This window comes from Streptomyces thermospinosisporus, from assembly GCF_039526425.1.
Lineage (GTDB): Bacteria > Actinomycetota > Actinomycetes > Streptomycetales > Streptomycetaceae > Streptomyces > Streptomyces thermocarboxydovorans.
The window spans coordinates 73,977-91,385 of record NZ_BAAAIZ010000008.1; the positions used below are offsets into that span (position 1 = coordinate 73,977).

General features: G+C 71.8%; 12 protein-coding genes and 1 pseudogene. 4 read left to right on the plus strand and 9 right to left on the minus strand.

What is annotated here, in order from left to right; translation table 11 throughout:
- Positions 1 to 44: 44 nt before the first annotated feature.
- Positions 45 to 2,657 carry an ABC transporter permease/substrate binding protein gene (locus ABD207_RS03350; RefSeq protein ID WP_344009903.1) on the minus strand — a complete coding sequence of 871 codons (2,613 nt, stop codon included), beginning with the start codon at positions 2,655 to 2,657 and terminating at the stop codon, positions 45 to 47.
- Positions 2,650 to 3,741 (minus strand): quaternary amine ABC transporter ATP-binding protein, encoded by a 1,092-nt coding sequence (locus ABD207_RS03355; protein ID WP_344009905.1) that lies wholly within the window; start codon positions 3,739 to 3,741, stop codon positions 2,650 to 2,652. The genes ABD207_RS03350 and ABD207_RS03355 overlap by 8 nt, the downstream gene beginning before the upstream one ends.
- A 305-nt stretch (positions 3,742 to 4,046) precedes the next feature.
- On the opposite strand from ABD207_RS03355, the gene ABD207_RS03360 reads away from it, so the two are divergent.
- The 4 genes from ABD207_RS03360 (at position 4,047) to ABD207_RS03375 (ending at position 8,205) form a co-directional block, all read left to right on the plus strand.
- Complete coding sequence (locus ABD207_RS03360) at positions 4,047 to 4,985, plus strand: 5'-3' exonuclease (RefSeq protein ID WP_344010063.1); 939 nt, start codon at positions 4,047 to 4,049, stop codon at positions 4,983 to 4,985.
- 113 nt (positions 4,986 to 5,098) lie between these two features.
- Positions 5,099 to 5,947 (plus strand): siderophore-interacting protein, encoded by an 849-nt coding sequence (locus tag ABD207_RS03365; protein ID WP_344009906.1) that lies wholly within the window; start codon positions 5,099 to 5,101, stop codon positions 5,945 to 5,947.
- Between the two features lie 798 nt (positions 5,948 to 6,745).
- A complete protein-coding gene (locus tag ABD207_RS03370) occupies positions 6,746 to 7,099 on the plus strand; it encodes a hypothetical protein (protein WP_344009907.1) in 354 nt (117 codons plus the stop codon).
- 92 nt (positions 7,100 to 7,191) lie between these two features.
- Positions 7,192 to 8,205 (plus strand): RluA family pseudouridine synthase, encoded by a 1,014-nt coding sequence (locus ABD207_RS03375; protein WP_344009908.1) that lies wholly within the window; start codon positions 7,192 to 7,194, stop codon positions 8,203 to 8,205.
- Here ABD207_RS03375 and ABD207_RS03380 read toward each other — a convergent pair.
- The 7 genes and pseudogenes from ABD207_RS03380 to ABD207_RS03410 all read right to left on the minus strand — a co-directional run.
- Positions 8,199 to 9,803: a cytochrome P450 gene (locus ABD207_RS03380; protein ID WP_344009910.1), complete on the minus strand. Its 1,605-nt coding sequence runs from the start codon at positions 9,801 to 9,803 to the stop codon at positions 8,199 to 8,201. The genes ABD207_RS03375 and ABD207_RS03380 overlap by 7 nt on opposite strands.
- A gap of 63 nt (positions 9,804 to 9,866) precedes the next feature.
- Positions 9,867 to 10,487, minus strand: coding sequence for a GTP-binding protein (locus tag ABD207_RS03385; RefSeq protein WP_344009911.1), 621 nt, complete (start codon positions 10,485 to 10,487; stop codon positions 9,867 to 9,869).
- Positions 10,468 to 10,872, minus strand: a complete 405-nt coding sequence (locus ABD207_RS03390) for a DUF742 domain-containing protein (protein WP_344009912.1) — start codon at positions 10,870 to 10,872, stop codon at positions 10,468 to 10,470. Before ABD207_RS03390 ends, ABD207_RS03385 begins: the two co-directional genes overlap by 20 nt.
- The gene (locus tag ABD207_RS03395; protein ID WP_343997815.1) at positions 10,869 to 11,276 is read right to left on the minus strand and encodes a roadblock/LC7 domain-containing protein; all 408 of its coding nucleotides are present in this window, start codon (positions 11,274 to 11,276) and stop codon (positions 10,869 to 10,871) included. The genes ABD207_RS03390 and ABD207_RS03395 overlap by 4 nt, the downstream gene beginning before the upstream one ends.
- On the minus strand, positions 11,273 to 12,892 hold the full coding sequence (locus ABD207_RS03400) for a sensor histidine kinase (RefSeq protein WP_344009914.1): 1,620 nt from the start codon (positions 12,890 to 12,892) through the stop codon (positions 11,273 to 11,275). The genes ABD207_RS03395 and ABD207_RS03400 overlap by 4 nt, the downstream gene beginning before the upstream one ends.
- Positions 12,893 to 13,323: 431 nt before the next feature.
- The gene (locus tag ABD207_RS03405; protein ID WP_344009915.1) at positions 13,324 to 16,134 is read right to left on the minus strand and encodes a DEAD/DEAH box helicase; all 2,811 of its coding nucleotides are present in this window, start codon (positions 16,132 to 16,134) and stop codon (positions 13,324 to 13,326) included.
- A gap of 466 nt (positions 16,135 to 16,600) precedes the next feature.
- Positions 16,601 to 17,409, minus strand: a pseudogene (locus ABD207_RS03410) (diacylglycerol kinase); the annotation flags it as partial.

Genomic DNA, 17,409 nt, shown 5'->3' on the forward strand with positions numbered 1-17,409 from the left:
ACGGCCCGGTCCGCCCCCGGGGGAGGCGGTGCGGAGCGGAGCGGTTACGAGGCGGTCATGCGCTGCGCGACCTCGGTGTGCTCCTTCAGCCAGGCGGCCACGGCCTCTTCCTCCTTGCCCTGGCCGCGGTCCTTGATCTCCGCCTCCAGGGTGGCGAGCTCCTGCTCACTCATGGTGAACTTCTTGATCCACTCGGTGAGCTGCGGGTACTGCTCCGGGAACTTCTTGCTCGCGATGGTGTGGATCTTGTTGTTGTCGCCCCAGAACTTCTCGGGGTCCTTGAGCTTGGTCAGCTCGTACTCGGCGTAGGCCCAGTGCGGCGACCACAGGGTGACCGCGACCGGCTTCTTCTTGGCGATGGCCCGCTTGAGCTCGGCCAGCATCGCCGGGGTGGAGCCGTCCACGACCTCGTACTCGTCGTCCAGGCCGTAGCCGGGCAGGACCTTGTTCTTGAGCAGGTTCATCTCGCCGGTGCCCGGCTCGATGCCGATGATCTTCCCGCCGAAGAGGTCGGACTTGCCCTTGAGGTCCTCCATGGAGTCGACGCCCTTGACGTAGCTCGGCACGGCGATCTCCAGGGAGGTCGGCTCATACCAGCTGCCGAGGTCGGTCAGGTCGTCCCTGCTCTTGTCCCAGTAGTTCTTCTGGGCGTGCGGCAGCCAGGCGTCGAAGTTGAGGTCCAGGTCGCCGGAGGCGAGGCCGGTGTAGACCGGGCCGACGTCCATCTGCTTCAGGTTCAGCTTGTAGCCGCGCCGCTCCAGGACGTTCTTCCACAGGTAGGTGACGGCGATGTCCTCGTCCCAGGGGAACCAGGCCACGTTCAGCGGGCGCTTCGCCTCGGCCGGGGTGTCGCCGCCGGACTGGACGGGGGCGAGCTTGTCGACCAGGCCCGGGTTGGCCTTCAGCCAGGTGCGGACCGCGTCCTGCTGCCTGCCCTTGCCGGCCTTGTTGATCTCGGCCTCGAGGCTGGTGAGCTGCTTCTCGGTGAGCGTGAAGTTCTTCAGCCACCCGGCGGCGGTGGGGTCGTCGCCGGCGAAGCCCTTGCGGGCCAGCGTGTGCACGCCGTCGCCCTCGCCCCAGGCGCCCTTGGGGTCCTTCAGCTTCTTCAGCTGGTAGTCGTTGTACGCCCAGTGCGGCGACCAGAGCGTGACGACGATCGGCTCCTTCTTGCTGTAGGCGCGCTTGAGCTCGGCCAGCATCGCCGGGGTGGAGCTGTCGACGACCTGGTACTCCTTGTCCAGGCCGTACTCCTTGAGGACCTTGCTCTTCAGCAGGGCCATCTCCCCGGCGCTGGACTCGATGCCGGTGATCTTGCCGCCGAACTGGCCGGCCTTGCCCCTGAGGTCCTCGAGGGAGTCGACGTCCTTCATGTAGGCGGGGACGGTCAGCTCCAGGGAGGTCTCGTCGTACCAGGAGCCCAGGTCGTCCAGCTGGGAGCCGTGCTTCTTCCAGTACTGCTCGTGGGTGGTGGGCAGCCAGGAGTTGGTGACGACGTCGATGTCGCCCTGGGCGAGGGAGGTGTAGAGCGGCCCGGCGTCGAACTGCTTGGCCTCGACCTCGTAGCCGCGCTGCTCCAGGATCTCCTTCCACAGGAAGGTGGAGGCGATGCCCTCGTCCCACGGAACGTAGCCGAGGGTGACCTTCTTGCCCTCGCCGGCCTTCTTGCCGCCGGCGGCTTCCTTTGAGGAGGTGCCGCCGAAGACGCCCATGCCGCCGGCCACCAGGGCGAGGATCACCACGCCGATGACGGCGACCTGCGGGCGGGGGCGGTAGGACCAGATCTTCAGTCCGCCGGCGGCGGCGCGGGCCTTGGCGGCGGCGCGGCGGCCCAGCGGGGAGACCTGGGTGCCCAGGGCGCTGGTCATGCGGTCCAGGTAGATCGCCAGGATCACGATGGCGATACCGGCCTCGGAGCCGAGGCCCACGTTGAGCTGGCCGATGGCCTCGTTGACGTCGCCGCCCAGGCCGCCGGTGCCGACCATGCCGGCGATCGCGGCCATGGACAGGCCGAGCATGATGACCTGGTTGACGCCCGCCATCACCGTGGGCAGCGCCAGCGGGAGCTGGACGCGCAGCAGGGTGTTGCGCGGGGTGGTGCCGAAGGCCTCGGCGGCCTCGACCAGCTCCTTGTCGACCTGGCGGATGCCCAGCTCGGTCATGCGCACGCCGGGGGCGAGCGCGAAGATCAGGGTGGCCACGATGCCTGCGGAGGCGCCGGTGCCGAAGAAGAGGATCGCCGGGATGAGGTAGATCATCGCGGGGAGCGTCTGCATGAAGTCCAGCACCGGCCGCACCAGGCTGCTGACCCGGTCGGAGCGGGCCGCCCAGATGCCGACGGGCACCGAGATGACCAGCGCGATCAGCGTGGCGACCAGCACCAGCGACAGCGTGATCATCGCGTTCTCCCACAGATCGAGGGAGACGATGAAGGCGAAGCCCGCGAAGGTGAGCAGACCGGCGAGGGTGCCGCGCAGCCAGAAGGCGATCACCGCGAAGATGCCGACGAGCAGCAGCGGCTCGGGCGCCTGCAGGACGGCGTTGATGCCGTCGTAGGTGCCGGTGAAGACGGCCTTGAAGAACGAGAACAGCCAGTCGACGTGGTCGAGCAGCCAGTCGACGGTGCTGTTGACCCAGTCGCCGAGCGGAATCCTAGGCATTGGCCATCACCTTCTCGCCGCCCTTGTCCCGCGGGGCGTCGCACACGCCCGGGTCCGCCTCCTCGTCGCCGAGGAAGCCCACCAGCCGCTGCCGGGGCACGACCCCGACCAGGGTGCGCTCGCCGTCGAGGACCGCGACGGGGTGCGGCACCCGGGCGCTGATCGCGCACAGCTCGTTGAACGGCGTCTGCGGTGTGGCGGTCTCGCAGCCGCAGTCGGCCTCGTCGCCGCGGACCTCCCTCTCCATGACGGAGCCGGCGGTGAGCACGCGGGAGCGGTCGACGTCCTGGGTGAAGGAGGCGACGTAGTCGTTGGCGGGGCGCACCAGGATGTCCTCGGCGGTGCCGATCTGCACGATGCAGCCGTCGCGCATCACCGCGATGCGGTCGCCGAGGCGCATGGCCTCGTTGAGGTCGTGGGTGATGAAGACGATGGTCTTCTTCAGCGTCTTCTGCAGTTCGAGCAGCTGGTCCTGCATGTCGCGGCGGATCAGCGGGTCGAGCGCGCTGAAGGACTCGTCCATCAGCAGCAGGTCGGCGTCGGTGGCGAGCGCGCGGGCGAGGCCGACGCGCTGCTGCATGCCGCCGGACAGCTCGTCCGGCCACGACTTCTCCCAGCCGGCCAGGCCGCACAGGGCGAGCGCCTCGTCGGCGCGGCGTTCGCGCTCGGCGCGGGGCACGCCCTGCACTTCCAGTCCGTACGCGGCGTTCTCGCGGACGCTGCGGTGCGGGAAGAGCGCGAAGTGCTGGAAGACCATGCTGATCTTCTTGGACCGGACCTCGCGCAGCTGACGGTCGGAGAGCGCGGTCAGATCCTGGCCGCCGAAGCGCACCTGCCCGGCGGTCGGCTCCAGCAGACCGTTGAGCATGCGCAGCAGGGTGGACTTTCCGGAACCGGACAGGCCCATCACGACGAAGATCTCGCCGGGTTCCACGGTGAAGGATGCGTCGATGACCGCTGCGGTGGTGCCGACGGCGCGCAGCTCCTCCCGGTCGGTCTCGCCCTTGCGCAGTCTTTCGACCGCCTTGTCCGGTCGTCTGCCGAACACCTTGTACAGGTGCTCGGCCTCAAGCCTCGCTGACACGCGTACCTCTAGCTCTCGACGGCAATGAAAAGGGCGACGCCGAGTCGAATACGTGAACGGCATCGCGCCGGGGCGGCGCCTCCCCTGTTTTGCGCAGGGCAAACGTTGTCGTGCGGCACCTCACAGTGGGAGCGCAGGGCGCAACTCGTTGCGGTAGGTGCAAGGGGGCGGCCGAGGTGCCGGGCACTGTGACCTCGACGGCCCGATCCGCGGGGCCGCCGCGTGCGCTCTACGGCGCCGATCCGGGGGTCGCTGTGTGCTCGACGGCGCCGATCCGCGGGGCGCTGTCGGTGGCGTGCGGCATGATGCGGAGCGTGACCGGACGACTGATGCTTCTCGACACCGCCTCCCTCTACTTCCGGGCCTACTTCGGCGTCCCGGATACCGTGCGGGCCCCCGACGGCACCCCGGTGAACGCTGTGCGCGGGCTGCTGGACTTCATCGACCGCCTGGTGCTGGACCACCAGCCGGACCACCTGGTGGCCTGCATGGACGCGGACTGGCGCCCGCACTGGCGGGTGGAGCTGATCCCCTCCTACAAGGCGCACCGGGTCGCCGAGGAGCACGAGCTCGGCCCGGACGTGGAGGAGGTGCCGGACACGCTCTCGCCACAGGTGCCGGTCATCGAGGAGGTGCTGGACGCCATCGGCATCGCCCGGGTGGGCGTCGCCGAGTACGAGGCGGACGACGTGATCGGCACGTACGCGGCCCGGGCGAAGGGCCCGGTCGACATCGTCACCGGCGACCGGGACCTGTATCAGCTGGTGGACGACGCCCGCCGGGTGCGGGTGCTGTACCCGGTCAAGGGCGTGGGGACGCTGCAGATCACCGACGAGGCCGCGCTGCGCGCCAAGTATGGGGTGGACGGGCGCGGGTACGCGGATCTGGCGCTGCTGCGCGGCGACCCGAGCGACGGGCTGCCGGGCGTGCCGGGCATCGGGGAGAAGACGGCGGCCAAGCTGCTCGCCGAGTTCGGCGATCTGGCCGGGATCCTCGCGGCCGTGGACGACCGGAAGGCCAAGCTCACGCCGGCACAGCGCAAGCGGCTGACCGAGGCGCGGCCGTACCTCGCGGTGGCGCCGAAGGTCGTCAGGGTCGCGGACGACGTTCCGCTGCCCGACGTGGACACAACATTGCCGAGTACTCCGCGGGACCCGGCGGCGGTGGAGGAGCTGGCGGCCCGCTGGGGGCTCGGCGGCTCGCTGCGGCGCCTGCTGACCACCTTGTCGCGCTTGTCGCGCTGAGGACCACGCTCACGCGTAGCTCTCGGCGCGTTCTCAGGATTCGTGACGGCTGGAGGTGTTCACCGGAGCGAGGTGCTAGGTTAGGTAACCCTAACCAAAACTGGGAGGCCTCCATGGCAGAACGACCGGGACGCCGTCCGCGCCGGCTGTACTCCACGCAGGTCGTCCGCACCGAGCGGCTGACCCCGCACATGCAGCGCGTGGTGCTGGGCGGCGAGGGTCTCGCCGGATTCGCGGCCGACACCTGCACCGACCACTATGTGAAGCTGCTGCTGCCGGTCCCGGGCGTGACCTACCCGGAGCCCTTCGACCTGGAACGCATCCGCGAGGAGTTCCCCCGCGACCAGTGGCCGGTGACCCGGACGTACACCGTGCGCCACTGGGACCCGGAGCACCGCGAGCTCACGCTCGACTTCGTGCTGCACGGGGACTCGGGACTGGCCGGCCCCTGGTCGCTGCGCGCCCGGCCCGGCGAGACCGTGCGCTTCGTGGGCCCCGGCGGCGCCTACGCGCCCGATCCGGGGGCCGACTGGCATCTCCTCGCCGGTGACGAGAGCGCACTGCCCGCCATGGCCCGCTCGCTGGAGGCTCTCCCCCGCGGCGCGGAGGCCCGTGCCTTCGTCGAGATCGAGGGCCCCGAGGAGGAGCAGAAGATCGACTCCGACGCGGAGATCACCTGGCTGCACCGCGCCGGCCGCCCGGTCGGCGCGGCCCTGCTGGCGGCCGTACGAGCCCTGGACTGGCCCGACGGCCGCGTCCACGCCTTCGTCCACGGCGAGGCCCACTTCGTGAAGGAACTGCGCCGCCTCCTGCGCGTCGAGAAGCAGATCCCCCGAGAGGACCTCTCCATCTCCGGCTACTGGCGCCTCGGCCACAACGAGGACGGCTGGCAGGCCTCCAAGCCCGAATGGAACGCCCGCATCGAGGCAGAACAGGAACAGATCCGCGCAGCGGCCGGCTGAGGCTTCGCCTCGCCGGCTTCACCTGCCCAGCGGGCTGAGCACGCCCGGCAGGCCGTGGCGTCCTGGCCGGCCCGAGCCGCGCCCGGCGGCCCGGGCACACCCGGCCGATCCGGCACCGTCCGGGCAACCAGCGACGCATCGGCAGCCCGCGCCCCTTTCCCAGGCGGCCACACGCCCATCCCGGCAGCCCCGGCCCACGGCCCTGGGCCCCAGGCCCCGGCCCGAGCGCACGGCTCGCCCGGCGGACCGAGGTGCCAGCCGTGTCTGGTGACCTGGGCCCCACCCGGCCGGTCCGGGAGACCGGCGCCGCACCGAGCAGCCCCGAACGCCTCAGCCCTCGGCCCGGCCCCGAAGCCGAACCGGCAACCATCTGGGATACGGCGCCGCCCTCGGCGAACCGCGGCCCCTGCCGCCCGGCGCTGAGCCCGGGCCTGCCCGTCAACCCAGCGCCCCGGCCGGCCCAGGCCGCGCCCGGCAGTCCGGGCCCCACCCGGCCGGTCCGGGGACCGGCGCCGCACCCGGCGAGCCGCAGCCCTTCCCGGTGACCACCGCGCCTTCACGGCAGACCGTTGCGCGTGCCGCCCTGTGCCGCCCGGGTCTGACCGCCTGGCAGGAGGCCCGGCACAGCACCCGCCCGGATGCCGGGCCCCGCCCGCCCGGATGCCGGGCCCCGCCCGCCCGGATGCCGGGCCCCGGCCGTCCCGGGCCCGCCCGGCCGGGTGAACCGGAGGGAGCCGTAGGGCCGTGGCGGCGTGGCGGCTCGGTTCGGTGTGCGGGGCTGCTTCAGGATCCGGGCGCGTGGCACACACCTTCGACGAAATCGTCGCCAAGCAGCGCGCGGCGGATGCCGCGCACGCCCGCGTACGTCATCTGCAGGAGACCTACGGGCCGCCCACCGAGGTCAAGTGGAGCGAGCAGCAGACCGCCATCTGGGAGACGGCCTGGCGGGCGTGGCGGGACCTCGCCCGTGACGTCCATGTGGCGGTGAGCGAGTACGCCCGCCAGGAGGACATCCCGCGCAAGGAGGTCGAGACCCGGGTGCGGGAGGCGGTGCTTCGGTCCGCCGAGCCGGGTTCGGAGACGCCGGGGGCGGAGACACCGGGGGCGGACGCCTCGGGGACAGAGGGCGCTGACGGCTCTGAACAACACTGAGGGCACAGAGAGCGGTGAGACGCAGGAGCCCTGACGGCCGGCGCGCCGGCGCCCGGGCTCGGGGCGGGCGGCTGCTCGTAGGCTTGGCGGTCGTGAGACGTAAGCGAGTGGTTCCGCCCTCTCCGCTGCCGCAGCGTGAAGGGGTCGACCCCGTGCGGGTGCGGCTGCCGGCCGGCGGGGGGTGGCGGACGGTGCGGGAGCATCTGGTGGAGCGTCTCGCGGCCGGGCCGGGCGTCGTCGACTCGATGTTCGACGCCGGGCTGATCGTCGGCGCGGACGGGCGGCCGGTGCCCGCGGACGCGCCCTACCAGCCGGGGCTGTTCGTCTGGTTCCACCGGGAGCTCCCCGAGGAGGTGCCGGTGCCGTTCCCGCTGGAGGTCGTCCACCGGGACGAGCACATCGTCGTCGCCGACAAGCCCCACTTCCTGGCCACCACCCCGCGCGGCCGGCATGTCGCCGAGACCGCGCTCGCCCGCCTGCGCCGTGAGCTGGGCATCCCCACGCTCAGCCCCGCGCACCGTCTCGACCGGCTCACCGCAGGCCTGGTGCTCTTCACCGTGCGCCCCGAGGAGCGCGGCGCCTACCAGACGCTGTTCCGTGACCGCGGGGTGCGCAAGGAGTACGAGGCCGTCGCACCGTACGACCCCGCACTGGACCTCCCCCGGACCGTGCGCAGCAGGATCGAGAAGGAGCGCGGCGTGCTGACCGCCCGTGAGGTGGCCGGGGAGCCCAACGCGGTCAGCGAGATCGCCCTGCTGGAGCACCGCGCGGACGGTCTGGGCCGGTACCGGCTGGTGCCGCACACCGGCCAGACCCATCAGCTGCGGGTGCACATGACCGCCCTGGGTGTGCCCATCCTCGGCGACCCCCTCTACCCGGCGGTGACCGGCCCCGTGCCGGCCGATGACTTCCGGCGCCCGCTGCAACTGCTGGCGCGGACGCTGGAGTTCACCGACCCGGTGACGGGTGCCGGGCACCGCTTCCGCAGTGACCGGGTGCTCGCGGCCTGGGCCTCCTACCGGGACTGGGCCGCCGGTCAATCCGGTCAGTCCGGCCGGACCGGTCAGTCGGGTCAGTCCAGTCAGTCCGGTCAGTCCGGTCAGTAGAGGTCGCCGCGCCACCAGTTCAGGAACCGCTGCCACAGGCCCCGCGGCCGGGCCGGTGCGGCGGGCGGCGGCGGGGGAACGAGCAGCGGCGGCTGGGGCGCCGCGGGCTGCGCCGGTGCGGTCGGTGCCGCCGGTGCGGTCTGCTGCTGGGGCACCGGGGGCGGGGCGGCCGTGGCGGTGCGCCGCCCGGCGAGGGCGTCCGGCTGCGGGGCCCGCTGCGACGCGGGACGCGAGGGCGGCGCGAAGGGGTCCGGGCCGCCGATGTGCCAGTTGGTGGCCGACCGGTCCGGCTTGGCGTCGTGGTTGGGCCGCTCGTTGACGTCCTGCTGCTCCCGCGGCGTGAAGTACACCGGCAGCTCCACCAGGTGCCGCGAGGCGATGGACTCGGTGTAGCGCAGCTCCTCCTCGTCGATGCTCAGCTCCACGTCGGGCAGCCGCATCAGCAGCGCGTCCACGCCGATCTCGGCGATGACACGCCCGATGTCCTGGCCGGGGCACTCGTGCGGGCCGCCGCTGAAGGCGAGGTGGGCACGGTTGCCCATCATGTCGGCGGTCGGGTCCGGCCGCACCCGCGGGTCGACGTTGGCCGCGATCGGCGCGAGCAGCAGACCGTCGCCCTTGCGGATGCGCTGCCCGCCCAGCTCGGTGTCCTGCTTGGCGAAGTAGGCGAAGATCGTGCTGAACGGCGGTTCGTCCCACAGCAGCTGCTCCACCGCCTGCGGCACGGTCATCTGCCCGCCGTTGAGCTGGGCGCGGAAGCGCGGGTCGATCAGCACGGTGCGCAGCACATTGGCGAGGAGGTTGGCGGTGGCCTCGTAGGCGGCGATCAGCACCACCCTCAGGTGCTCGCGGACCTCGTCGTCGGTGAGCCCGGCCGGGTGGGTGATGAGGTGGCTGGCGAAGTCGTCCTGCGGCTTCTCCCGGCGCTGGGCGGTGAGCCGCCCGAGCGCGTCCATGATGTACGCGTTGCTGGCGATGGCGGTCTCGGTTCCCCGCAGCATGTCCCGCGCGGCCTGCACGATCCGGTCGTTGTACTCGTCCGGCATGCCGAGGATCTGGCACATCACGGCCATCGGCAGATGCTCGGCGTACTGGCTGACGAGCTCGGCCTCCCCCACCTCGCAGAAGGTGTTGACGATCCGCTGCGTGCTGCGGTTGATGTGGCGGCGCAGCGTGCGGAAGTTGAGCGTGGCGACGGCGGAGTCGATGGCGCCGCGCAGCCGGGTGTGCTCCTCGCCCTCGGCGTGGGCGCACATCGGCTGCCAGGCGATGTGCGGCATCAGCGGGTGGTCGGGCTTGACCATGCCCTCCCGGAGCGGGGTCCAGATGCGGCTGTCACGGGTGAAGACCGTGGGCGTGCTCACCATGTGCAGGTTCTCGGCGTGGCCGAGGACGACCCACACGGGCACGTCGTCGTGGAGCAGCACGGGTGCCACCGGGCCGTGCTCGGCCCGCAGCTCCTCGTACAGCTTCTTCAGGTCGTCCGACTCGTGCAGCCGGGCCAGCCCCCCGGCCCCCCGCCCGTGCGCGGGGCAGCCGGGGGGCGGGGTGAGCCTGGAGGCGTCCGTTCCGGTCGGGGAGGGGGTTTCTGACGTCACAGTGGTCGCTCCGGGAATGAGGGACGAAGGGAGTGAGGCGGGCGTGGGGGGCAGGTACGCGGGTCAGGTGAGCGAGCCCGACATGGCGAGCGAGTGCAGGAACCGCATGAGGGTCAGCAGCACGTCCCGGCTGGAGGCGCGGCGCCGCACGTCGCACTCCACGATCGGCACGTCCTCCGGCAGGTCGAGCGCGGGGCGCAGCTCGGGGATCGGGTAACGGGGCGCGTCCGGGAAGGTGTTGACGGCGACGACGAACGGCACGCCGCGCTCCTCCAGCCGGCCCATCACGTCGAAGCTGACCTCCAGGCGGCGGGTGTCGACCAGCACGACCGCACCGAGCGCGCCCTCGAACAGGCCGTTCCACAGGAACCAGAAGCGTTCCTGGCCGGGGGTGCCGAACAGGTACAGCACCAGCTGCTCGGTGATGCGGATCCGGCCGAAGTCCATGGCCACGGTGGTGGCGGTCTTGGACGCGGACCCGAAGTTGTCGTCGACGCCGATGCCGGCCTGCGTCATGGTCTCCTCGGTGGTCAGCGGTCTGATCTCGCTGACGGAACCGACCATGGTGGTCTTGCCGACCCCGAAGCCGCCCACGATCACGATCTTGGCCGCGGCCTGCGCGGTCTGCGGCAGCCGGTCCTCGGTGCGGGGGCCCGGGACGGTCTCAGAGCCTTTGAAGTCCATGCATCACCGCTTCAAGAAGGGAACGGTCGGGCAGCGCCTGGCGGACGATCGGGGCGCGTGCCTGGACCAGTTCCGCCGTCAGCATCTCGGTGAGCAGCGCGGTCACCGCGCTGAACGGCAGGTTCAAGTAGGCCGAGAGCTCGGCCACGGACAGGGGGGCGGAGCAGAGCCGGAGCAGCGCCGCCTGCTCGGGGGTGGCGGAGCTCGGCGGGTCCGGGGACTTGGCGACGATCAGTGTCACCAGGTCGAGTTCGGCGCGTTCGCCCTCGGGGCCGGCGACGACGTAGATGCGCTCCGGGTTGCTCTTAGGGCCCTTCTGGGTCTCGGCGGACCGGGGAGGCGGATCCTCCCCCGGTGTGCGCCGTGTGCGTTGCGGAGGAGTCATACGGCCTGCCCGTTCCTTCGGGGCGGGGTGGTGAGATGGGCGCCGATGCGGACCACGAGGTCGCGCATCATGCCGCCCATGCGGCCGGGTTCGCAGGTCATGTCGGAGAGCACCGCGAGGTAGGCGTTGTCGCCCGCTGCCATGAGGTAGAAGTAGCCGCCCTTGATCTCGATGAGCACCATCTGCATCTCGCCGTCGCTGTAGGGCAGTTCCTGGGCGACGGCACCGGCGAGGCTCTGCACGCCGGCACAGGCGGCGGCGACCCGGTCGGCGGCGTCCTGGTCTCCGCCGTAGCGGGCGAGGCGCAGACCGTCGGCCGAGAGCACCACGACCATCTCCACGCCGGGTGCGCCGTCGGCGAGTTCCTTGAGCATCCAGTCGAAGTTGGCTCGTTGCCGGATCACTTGAGGTCCCCCTCGTCGTCGGCCTCGGTACGGGCCGGATCGTTGATGAGATGCAGGTAGGCGGTGGGGTTACGGGTGAAGTCGGTGGGGTGGACGCCCGGTTCGAGGCCCTCCTTCAGGCCCTCCCAGAAGGCGTCGACCCACAGACCGGGCTCGCGCTTCTCCTCCTTCTTCTCGGGTTCCGGCTCGGGGGTGGACTCCGCCCTGGACCAGATGGTCTTCTCGCCGCGTGCGGCGGCCTCCCGCTCCTCGCGCTCCGCGGCGGCCTTCTCGGCGTAGCGCTGGTGCATCGGTGTCTTGACCCGGCTGCGGCGCTGCGGCAGTCCGTTCGGGGTCCACTCGGTGACCTCGGGGACGTCGTCCTCCATGGACACCGAGGCGGGGATGCGGGGGCTGGTGGGGCGGCGCTTCTTGGGGGCGCGCTGGGGGCCGGGGAGCATGTCGACCGGCTGGGGCACGGAGGTGGCGCCGATGCCGTGGGCGAGGCCGACGCCGGGCTCGTCGGTCAGCATGTCCTTCGGTACGACGAGGACGGCGCGGATGCCGCCGTAGGCGGAGGGCCGCAGGGAGATCTGCATCTTGTACTTGGCGCAGAGCCGGCCCACCACGGAGAGGCCGAGCCTGGGGTTGGAGCCGATCTCCTGGATGTCGTTGCCGACCATGGCCTGCTCCAGCATGCCCTCGAGCCGGGCGCGGGCCTTCTCGTCGAAGTTGACGCCGGCGTCCTCGATCTCGATGGCGACGCCGGTCTGCACCTCGATCGCGGTGACGTGCACCTTGGTCTGCGGCGGCGAGTAGCGGGTGGCGTTGTCGAGGAGCTCGGCGACGGCGTGGATGACCGGTTCGACGCAGATGCCCTTGACGTTGACCTTGGCGATCGACTTCAGGTCGATGCGCCGGTACTCGAGGATGCGGGACATGGCGCCGCGCAGCACGCTGTAGAGCGCGACCGGGTGGGGCCACTGGCGTCCGGGGCGGCCTCCGCCGAGGACGGAGATGGAGTCGGCGAGGCGGCCGATCAGCGCGTTGCCGTGGTCGATGCGCAGCAGGTCGTCGAAGACCTCGGGGTTGCGGCCGTGGTCCTCCTCCATCTCCCGCAGTTCCTCGGCCTGCTGGTGGACGATGGACTGGACGCGGCGGGCGATGCTGACGAAGGAGCGCTGGTTGGAGTCCCGCAGGGTCTCCTCGTAGTCGATGATGGACAGCACCGTCTGCAGCAGGTCGAGCTGGTACTGCGGCAGGTGCTGCCAGGCCGGGTTGAGCCGGGGCAGGGCGCGCAGCACCTCTCGGACCTCGTTGCCGCGGTGCATGTGGTCGAGCGCGGCGGGCAGCACCTCGTCGGTGAAGTGCTTCGTCTCCGTGTCGTGGGCGGCGATCCGGGCCTCCAGATACGCACGGTGACGCTCGAACTCGGCTCGGGCGTTGCGCAGCACCCGACCGCGGCGTGCGGCCTCGGCCGACGCGACGGTCACGAGCAGGGTGGCGACGGCACCACAGACCCCGACGGCGATCCGGGCGGGCTCCGTCACCAGGGCGACGGCGGCTCCGGTCGCCGCGGCCATCAGTATGGCCGGCAGCAACAGCACGCGCGCATAAGGAAGTTGGTCACTCGCCATGTGGGCCCTCTGAAACAAGTCGGCTGATGGTTCGGGGAACTAACGGGTCGGAACTGGCACATCGGGGAACAAGTGCACGAATTCACCCCAACTCGGTGCGCTGCGGGCGAGCTTAGTCCGACCGGATCATCGCCGAGCCATATTCAGCAAGTGCCTGAAACGGGCCCGGGACAGGAGTACCCTCGGGTCATTTACACGCTGCGCCAGCATTCGAACACGAGCCGTCACGGCGTACGCGCGTACGAAAATCACTCACCGTAAGGAGTGAGCAGGGGCCCTCGGAGGGCGGCTCACTGAGCTTTTCCAGGCCGGAGGGCGGTGATGCACCCGGCGGGGGGCGCACGGGATGCGAGAGCCCGGCGCGCACGGAGCACGCCGGGCTCTCGGGGGTCGGGCGGGGTCAGCCCACGGAGGAGTCACCCACGGAGGAGTCAGCCCACGGAGGAGTAGGCCACCACACCGCGCAGCAGCTGGTCGACCGCCTTGCGGGCGTTCTTGGCGACCGTGGAGCCCTCGACCGCGGGTGCGGCGGCCGCGATCTGCCCGAGGACGTCGATGACCTGCTTGCACCAGCGCACGAAGTCGCCGGCCGGCATCTCCGCCTCGCGCAGCACCTCGTCCAGTCCCTTGCCCGAGGCCCACATGTAGGCGGCCCAGGCGAAGCCGAGGTCGGGCTCGCGCTGGCCCACGCCCTCGGTCTGGCTGATGCGGAACTCCTCCTCCAGAGCGTCGAGCCGGCCCCAGATGCGGACCATCTCGCCGAGCGCCGCCTTGGCCCGGCCGGACGGCAGCCTGGGCGCCAGCGCGTCGTCGCCGACCCTCGCCTCGTACACCAGGGCCGAGACGCAGGCGGCGAGTTCGGCGGGGGCGAGCCCCTCCCACACGCCCTCGCGCAGGCATTCGCTGGCCAGCAGGTCGAGTTCGCCGTAGAGGCGGGCGAGGCGCTTGCCGTGCTCGGTGACCTCGTCGCCGCGCAGATAGTCCATCTCGGTCAGCAGCGCGACGATCCGGTCGAAGGTGCGGGCGATGGTGTTCGTCCGGCCCTCGATGCGCCGCTCCAGCTGCGTGGTGTCGCGCAGCAGCCGGTGGTAGCGCTCGGCCCAGCGGGCGTGGTCCTCGCGGTCGTTGCAGCCGTGGCAGGGGTGGGCCCGGATCGCCTTGCGCAGCCGGGCGATCTCCCGGTCGTCGGCCGCCTGGGAGCGGCGCTTGCGGTGCCGCTCCGGGGGGATGTGCCCGGCCTTGGTGCGCAGCGCCGAGGCGAGGTCGCGACGGGACTGCGGCGAGCGCGGGTTGAAGGACTTCGGGATCCGCATCCGCTCCAGCGGCTCGACCGGCACCGGGAAGTCCACCGACGCCAGCCGCTTGACCTGCCGCTCGGCGGTGAGCACCAGCGGGCGCGGGCCGTCGTGGTACTCCAGGCCGCGGTGGCCGTTGGTGCGGCCCGCGGGCAGCCCCGGGTCCAGGACCAGCGCCAGGCCCGCGTACTTGCCGGTGGGGACGTGGATCACATCGCCGGGCCGGAGCTTCTCCAGCGCGACCGCCGCCTCGGCGCGGCGCTGGGCGGCGCCCTGCCGGGCCAGCTCCGTCTCCCGGTCCTTCAGCTCGCGGCGCAGCCGGGCGTACTCCTCGAAGTCGCCCAAGTGGCAGGTCATGGAGGCCTTGTAGCCGGCCAGGCCCTCCTCGTTGCGCTGCACCTGCCGTGAGATGCCGACCACCGACTTGTCCGCCTGGAACTGCGCGAACGACGTCTCCAGCAGCTCGCGGGAGCGGTGCCGGCCGAACTGCTCGACCAGGTTGACCGCCATGTTGTACGACGGCTTGAAGCTGGAGCGGAGCGGATAGGTGCGGGTGCCGGCGAGACCGGCGAGGTGCTCGGGGTTCATGCCGCGCTGCCACAGCACCACCGCGTGTCCCTCGACATCGATGCCGCGCCGGCCGGCCCGGCCGGTGAGCTGGGTGTACTCGCCGGGGGTGATGTCGGCGTGCTGCTCGCCGTTCCACTTGACCAGCTTCTCCAGCACCACCGAGCGGGCGGGCATGTTGATGCCGAGCGCGAGGGTCTCGGTCGCGAACACGGCCTTGACCAGGCCGCGCACGAACAGCTCCTCGACGACCTCCTTGAAGGTCGGCAGCATGCCCGCGTGGTGGGCCGCGAAGCCCCGCTCCAGTCCCTCCAGCCACTCGTAGTAGCCGAGCACGTGCAGGTCCTCGGGCGGGATGGAGGCGGTGCGCTCCTCGACCAGGGCACGGACCTCGGCGCGTGCCGCCTCGTCGTTGAGCCGCAGGCCCGCGTACAGGCACTGCTGGACGGCGGCCTCGCAGGCGGCCCGGCTGAAGATGAAGGTGATCGCGGGCAGCAGGCCCTCGGCGTCGAGCCGTTCGATGACCTCCGGCCGGCTCGGTGTCCACACGCGGGAGCGCTGCCGCCGCTCCCGCTCGCGGTCGGCGTCGCGCAGGGCACGGCTGCGTCTGCGGTCGTTGAAGGACGGGCGGCTCGCCTCCAGGCGTGCCATGCGCAGCAGGTCCGGGTTGACGGCCCTGCGCTGTCCCTCACCCTCCTCGAACAGGTCGTATATGCGGCGTCCGGCCAGCACGTGCTGGAACAGCGGCACGGGCCGGTGCTCGGAGACGATCACCTCGGTGTCGCCGCGGACCGTGTCCAGCCAGTCACCGAACTCCTCCGCGTTGGACACCGTCGCCGACAGCGACACCAGGGTCACCGACTCGGGGAGGTGGATGATCACTTCCTCCCAGACGGCGCCGCGGAAGCGGTCGGAGAGGTAGTGCACCTCGTCCATCACCACATAGCCGAGGCCGAGGAGCGTCTGGGAACCGGCGTAGAGCATGTTCCGCAGCACCTCGGTGGTCATCACGACCACCGGCGCCTCGGAGTTGACGCTGTTGTCGCCGGTGAGCAGGCCGACCTTCTCCGCGCCGTAGCGGCGGCACAGGTCGGCGTACTTCTGGTTGGACAGCGCCTTGATCGGCGTGGTGTAGAAGCACTTCTTGCCCTGCTTCAGGGCCAGGTGGACGGCGAACTCGCCGACGATCGTCTTGCCGGAGCCGGTGGGGGCCGCCACCAGCACTCCCTTGCCCGCCTCGAGAGCCTTGCAGGCCTCGATCTGGAAGGGGTCGAGGCCGAAGTCGTACATCTCGCGGAAGGAGGCGAGCGCGGTGGCCTGCTCGGCAGCGCGCCTGCGTGCTGCCGCGTACCGCTCGGCCGGTGAGAGGTCCTGAGTCATCGTCCTTCGAGCGTACCGGTCCGCACCGACAACAGGACGATCATTAACGTGATCACCCCCTGGCGGCCCCCGGGTTCGCGCAGCTCAGGACCCTACAGCTCGGGGGACCCGCAGCCCGCGGAGCCCGGAGGACCGGGGACCACGGCTCGGTGCCCGCCGGCTCGGGAGCGAGGGCACAGGGACGTCGGAGGGCTCGCTCCGGCGCGCGACTCCAGGCACGGCCCGCAGCCAAGAGTCCGGGCTCAAGGTCCCGCGCCGCGGAACCGGTTCTCAGGCCCCGCCGGTCCGCCCGAGGCAGAGAGGCCCACGGCGCGGGCCTCCGGGGCTCGACGCGCCGCAGCTCGGAGGCCCGAGCCCAGGGGGCCCACGGCCCGCGCCCAGGGGCCCATGGCCCGGGCCCCGGAGACTCGAGCCCCACGGGCACGGGGCCCGGGGGTCCGGCTCCGCGCCTCAGAACCCCCACAGCTCAGGGGCCGACCACCCGTACTGCTGCCGGGACGCAGCGGGCGGTCACGGGGAGGGGGCCCACGGGCTCGCCGTCGGCGTAGGCGGTGACGTCGTCGGCGGCCAGTTCGACGGACGAGGCGCGCAGGACGGTGACCACGGGGTGGTCGACGTGGGTGCCCCGGTAGACCCTGGGGAACACCCGCAGCAGCGTGGCCCGGCTGCACTCGCCGACCACGGTGATGTCGAGGAGCCCGTCGGTGAGGTCGGCGCCGGGGCATATCCGCATGCCGCCCCCGTAGGACGGGCCGTTGCCGACGGCGACCAGGGTCGCCTCCAGCTCGCGCACCTCGCCCCCGTCCAGCGTGATCCGGTACGGCAGGGGCCGGAGGGCGGCCAGCTCGGCGACCATCGCCACGTCGTACTTGTAGCGGCCGAGCGGCAGCCGCATCCGGTTGCCGCGGTCGTTGACACGGGAGTCGAAGCCGGAGGCGAGCACCGCACCGAACCAGCGGTCGCCGACCCGGCCGAGGTCGATGTCGCGCACCCGGCCGCACTTCAGGGCGTCGGCGGTCATCCGGCCGGCCGCGGCCGGGTCCCGCAGCGGCAGCCCGAGGGCCCGCGCGAAGTCGTTGCCGGTCCCGGCGGCGATCAGACCGAAGGGGGTGCCGGTGCCGACCACGGCCTGCAGGGCCAGGTGGGCCATGCCGTCGCCGCCGACGGCGATCAGCGCACCGGTGCCCTGGTCGACGGCCTTGCGCGCCCGGTCGAGGGCGTCCTCGGGGTTGTCGCCGAGGACGGTGCGCACGGAGAATCCGGCGGCCCGGAACG